Below are 1,127 nucleotides of genomic sequence, written 5' to 3'. Positions count from 1 at the left end.
CGATCAGGAACAGCTCCTTGCGGGTCTGCTTGCGTTTGCCGGCGTACTCGGCGTCGGCGAAGGTCATTTGCTTCATCGAAAAACTCGGGCAACGGGATCGGCGTATTTCACCAGAAATAGGAAGTCTGCTTCAGGGTTTCCCTAAATCGGTGTCCGGGATCAGTAGACCACTACAATTGACTTAGCAGGGGGCTGTTTGTTAGCGTAAAAAATAGTTATTTGGCAAGGACGCCATATGAATACCTCTTTATCGCCTTCCATACTTGAATTTTTCCGCTATAGCACTGCATTAAGTCAACGCGGTGCAACTCGCTGCTGTTTTATACATCGGGTTTAGCTGAGATCTTGCACGAGCTGCAAAGATGCAGTTCTGCTTGTGCGAAAGGATCAATGCCCCCGATAGTGCAATGTGATTTCTAACATCAAGGAAGATGTAATGCTTAATCAACTTACCGATTATGAGCTTGCTGGGCTGCGAGGGGGGTATAATCTCTCAGATGGGCATGCATATCACGATATAAATGAGAGTTTTCCTGACTTTCCGCTGGCACTTCTAGATATCTGGAAGGATAGCGAATCGACAAAAGTCAACTTAGCAGAGCAACGGTTCAAGGCCTCATTTTCTAAGCTCATCGGTTCAGATGCGCTGGCCTCAAGCTCCAATTTCAAAGTGTCACCAACAGCATCTAATTCTATTGATCTGGTGGCTGCATATTTGGCAGTTAAGGCACCTCGCGTTCTTTTGGTTTCGCCAACCTTTGATAACCTGGCCCTTCTTCTGAGGCGTCGCGGGTGCGAATTAAGACTAATTGAAGATGGATATTTTCGATCTAGCAGCAATTCCGCCAGGCTGTTTGAAAGGCTTGATTCGTTAGATTTCGACACATTGTTCCTTGTGAATCCGAATAATCCAACCGGAACAGTTATTGGTCGGGAGTACATGTCCCTGATCGCTGAATACTGCGCGCAGCGTAGGAAGACATTAGGGAAACCCTGAAGAAGACTTCCTATTTCTGGTGAAATACGCCGATCCCGTTGCCCGAGTTTTTCGATGAAGCAAATGACCTTCGCCGACGCCGAGTACGCCGGCAAACGCAAGCAGACCCGCAAGGAGCTGTTCCTGATCG

Annotated in this window: 1 protein-coding gene; it reads left to right on the top strand. The window is 47.7% G+C overall.

Going from position 1 to position 1,127, the window contains the following annotated elements; genetic code table 11:
* The first annotated feature begins 436 nt into the window (after positions 1-436).
* Positions 437-997, top strand: coding sequence for an aminotransferase class I/II-fold pyridoxal phosphate-dependent enzyme (locus J7302_RS26270; RefSeq protein ID WP_215381775.1), 561 nt, complete (start codon positions 437-439; stop codon positions 995-997).
* Positions 998-1,127: the final 130 nt, after the last annotated feature.

The sequence above is a fragment of the Metapseudomonas boanensis genome (assembly GCF_018704125.1).
Classification (GTDB): domain Bacteria; phylum Pseudomonadota; class Gammaproteobacteria; order Pseudomonadales; family Pseudomonadaceae; genus Metapseudomonas; species Metapseudomonas boanensis.
This window is presented reverse-complemented; position numbering and strand designations above follow the sequence as displayed.

Coding starts and splice junctions, on each gene's coding strand:
- J7302_RS26270 (WP_215381775.1), top strand. CDS start 437: ATGCTTAATCAACTTACCGATTATGAGCTTGCTGGGCTGCGAGGGGGG.